This is a genomic window from Pseudonocardia sp. KRD291, assembly GCF_019263595.1.
In the GTDB taxonomy this organism is placed as follows: domain Bacteria; phylum Actinomycetota; class Actinomycetes; order Mycobacteriales; family Pseudonocardiaceae; genus Pseudonocardia.
Map to the genome: position 1 here is coordinate 1 of NZ_JADQDD010000429.1, position 3,666 is coordinate 3,666.

3 protein-coding genes are annotated in these 3,666 nt (G+C 77.0%); all 3 read left to right on the forward strand.

All coding sequences use genetic code 11. From position 1 onward, the window contains the following. The first annotated feature begins 162 nt into the window (after window positions 1–162). Window positions 163–1,116: a MoxR family ATPase gene (locus I4I78_RS31200; RefSeq protein ID WP_218615103.1), complete on the forward strand. Its 954-nt coding sequence runs from the start codon at window positions 163–165 to the stop codon at window positions 1,114–1,116. A gap of 5 nt (window positions 1,117–1,121) precedes the next feature. Further along, on the forward strand, window positions 1,122–2,480 hold the full coding sequence (locus I4I78_RS31205; protein WP_218615101.1) for a DUF58 domain-containing protein: 1,359 nt from the start codon (window positions 1,122–1,124) through the stop codon (window positions 2,478–2,480). After that, a partial coding sequence (locus I4I78_RS31210) for a DUF3488 domain-containing protein (protein ID WP_218615102.1) occupies window positions 2,477–3,666 on the forward strand: 1,190 nt, incomplete at its 3' end. The genes I4I78_RS31205 and I4I78_RS31210, both read left to right, overlap by 4 nt.

A 3,666-nucleotide genomic window follows, 5' to 3' on the forward strand; every position in this document is an offset into this window, starting at 1 on the left:
CCCGCCACCCGATCGAGCGCGGTTTGACAGACTGGTGGTGGAGTCCATCTACGAGGAGGCCCGTTGTCGTCGTCCGCGCTGTCCGCCGGATCGCTGTCCGGAACCGTGGCACCCGGAGCCGCATCCGGCGCGACCCGGGCCGCAGGCGTCGAGCCCGAGCCGATGGGGCCGGCCGGTGTCGCCGATCTGTCCGGCCGGATCGCCGCGGCCATGGCGCGGATCATCGTCGGCAAGCCGGAGGCGATCCGGCTGGCGCTGGTCTCGCTGCTGTCCGAGGGGCACCTGCTCGTCGAGGACGTCCCCGGGGTGGGCAAGACCTCGCTGGCCAAGGCGCTCGCCCGCTCGATCGACTGCTCGGTCAGCCGGGTGCAGTTCACCCCCGACCTCCTGCCCGGCGACATCACCGGCACGTCGGTGTTCAACCGGCAGAACTCCGAGTTCGAGTTCCGGCCGGGCCCGGTGTTCGCCAACGTCGTGATCGCCGACGAGATCAACCGGGCCTCGCCCAAGACCCAGTCGGCGCTGCTCGAGTGCATGGCCGAGCACCAGGTGACCGTCGACGGCGGCACCTACCCGCTCGGGGACCCGTTCATGGTCGTCGCCACCCAGAACCCGGTGGAGATGGACGGCACCTATCCCCTGCCCGAGGCGCAGCGCGACCGGTTCACGATCCGGATCAGCGTCGGCTACCCGGACCCGGCCGCCGAGCTGGCCATGCTCGACGAGCACGGCGCCGCCGAGCCGCTGGACCGGATGCGCCCGGTCACCGATGTCCGCACGCTGCGGGCGATGATCGCCTCGGTCCGGAACCTGCACGTGGCCGCCGAGGTGCGCCGCTACTGCGTCGAGATCGTCGGGGCGACGCGCACGCTGCCCGAGGTCCGTCTCGGCGCGTCCCCGCGTGCCACCCTGCACCTGGTCCGGGCCGCCCGCGCGCACGCCGCGACGGCCGGGCGCGGGTACGTCGTCCCGGACGACGTGCAGGCGGTCGCGGTGCCTGTGCTGGCGCACCGCCTGCTGCTCGGCCCGGAGGGGGTCGCCGCCCGCCGGTCGGCCGCCGACCTGGTCCGCACCTGCGTCGGGCGGGTCGCCGTCCCGTCCCCGCCCCGCGGTTAGTGGTGGTGGGCTCCGTCGGTGACCCCGGCCTGTCGCGGCGCCGCCGGGTCGGGCTGACCGTGCGCGGGCGCTGCCTGCTGGCCGGCGGCGCCGCGATGGCCGTGTCGGCGATCGTGCTCGACGAGCGCGACCTGGTCCGGATCGGGCTGTTCGTGATCCTGCTGCCCCTGCTGGCGCTGGCATCCGCCCTGCGCGCCAAGCGGACCCTGCAGGTCTCGCGCAGCCTGTCGCCGGGCCGGGTGCCGGCCGGGGACACCACCACGGCCGGCCTGCAGATCGCCGGTGGGTCGCTGCTGGGCTCGCTGCGGATCGCCGACACCGTGTCCGACGGGGCGGGGCCCTCGGACCGACACCCCCCGCGGTTCACCGTGCACCGGCTGGGACGGCGCGGCGCCCGGGTGACCTACCCGCTGACCCCGCAGGTCCGCGGCGCGTACCGGGTCGGGCCGCTGCGCGGGCGGGCCACCGACCCGCTCGGCCTGGCCGAGTTCAGCCGCGACCTGCTCGACGCCGACCGGCTGCTGGTGCTGCCGCACGTGGTCCCGCTGACCGGACGTCCGGTGGTCACCTCGACCGCGACGGGCCGGGCCGCCGACGGCGGCTCCCGGCAGGGCTCGGGCCGCCCGGACGTGCTGATCCGGCCCTACCGCCAGGGTGACGAGATGCGGCGCGTGCACTGGCGCTCGAGCGCACGCCGCGACGAGCTGATGGTGCGGCTCGACGAGCGCCCGGACCCGACCGGCGTCACCGTCCTGGTGGACCGTCGCGACGCCGCGCACCGCGGGCACGGGGCGACGTCGAGCCTGGAGTACGCGGTGTCGCTGGCCGCGAGCGTCTGCGTGCACCTGCTGGAGCGCCGGGAGTCGGTGGACCTGATCACCGAGGACGGCGCCGTGCTGGCCCCGGCGGGCACGGCCGGCACCGAGGACCAGATCGCCCGGCACCTGGACGCGCTGGCCGTGCTGCGCCCGTCCGCGGGCGGCGAGATCGGCGGCCCGGGGTCCGGTGCCGCCGACGGGTCGGGCCCGGCCGAGGCCGGCGTGCTGGCGGTGCTGGGCGCGATGTCGCCGGACGCGGTCGCCGGCCTGGTCGCCGCGCACCCGCGCGGCGGGCACGCGGTGCTGCTCGACGTCGAAGGCTGGGCCGCCCGGGAGTCCGCCGCCCGGGAGTCCGCCGCCCGGGGATCCGCCGCCCGGGAGCCCGGCCGTGGCTCGGGACGGGCGCCGCGCAGCGCCGTGGAGGACTCCGCGGCCCGGCTGCGCCGCGCCGGGTGGGACGCCAGCGTGGTGACCGCGGGGACTCCGGTGCAGCTGGCGTGGGCCGCCGTGTGCGGCACCGCGCCGCTGGCGGGAGCGCCGGCGTGAGCGCGCCGGCCGGTCCGCGCCCGCCCGGCACGAACGAGGGCACGCCCCCCGCCGCCCGGCCCCGGGCGGGGTCGCCGAGGGCGTGGTTCCAGGACCTGCTGGCCCCGCTCGGCGTCGTCGTCGCGGTGCTGCTGGCCGGCGCCGCGGTCGGTACCGCCGTGCAGGGCGTGGCCTGGTTCGGTCACGCGCTGCTCGCCGTCGTCGTGGTGGTCGCGGTCGGGGTCGCGCTGCTGCGCACCCGGTCCTGGCTGGTCGCCCCCGGGCAGCTGGTCGCCCTGGTGCTGCTGGTCACCGTCTCGTTCACCGACGGCGCCCTGTTCGGGCTGCTGCCCGGGCCGTCCGCGTTCGGTGAGCTCGCCGCGCTGCTGACCGGCGCCGGGGACCAGATCAACAGCGGGATCCCGCCGGTCCCGGCGAGCCCGGAGATCCTGTTGCTGGTCACGCTCGCGTTCGGCGTGCTCGCGATCGCCGTGTTCGGGCTGGCGGTCACCGTCGGCGCGCCGGCCGCGGCCGGAGTGCCGCTGCTGTGCGTGTTCGCGGTGCCCACCGCGCTGGACGACCAGCTCCTGCCGTGGTGGTCGATGGCCGCCGCGGCCGCCGGGTTCGGCGTGCTGCTCGTCGCCCGCGGCGACCGGCTGCGCCAGGCACCGGGCGGGATCGCGATCGCCGCGCTCGCCGTCGTCGGCGCGCTGCTGCTCGGAACCGCAGCCACCGCCGTCGGGACCGCGGGCCGGTTCGAGGCCGGCACCGACGGCGCCGGGTCCGACGGCGCGATCGGGCTGAACCCGTTCACCTCGCTGCGCGGGCAGCTGACCCGCTCCGAGCCGCGCGACCTGTTCCGGGTGTCCGGGCTGGACCAGCCGGTCTACATGCGCGCGCTGACGCTGCAGCGCTACGTGCCTCAGTCCGGCTGGCAGGCCGGGCGTCCGCTGCCCGGGGTGCCGCTGGCCGGTCCACTGCCCCCGGCGACGTCCGGGCCGGCCCGCGACGCGACGGCGGAGGTCGCCAACCTCGGGTTCGAGGACTACTGGCTCCCGGTCTTCGGCGATCCCGTCTCGATCACCGGTCCGTCCGAGACGGAGTGGTCCTACGACGCCGCGGGCGGGATCGCCTACAGCAACCGTCCCCGGCAGGAGGACGGCTGGTCACAGCGGATGCGGCTGCCCGAGCCCTCGGCCGGCGCGCT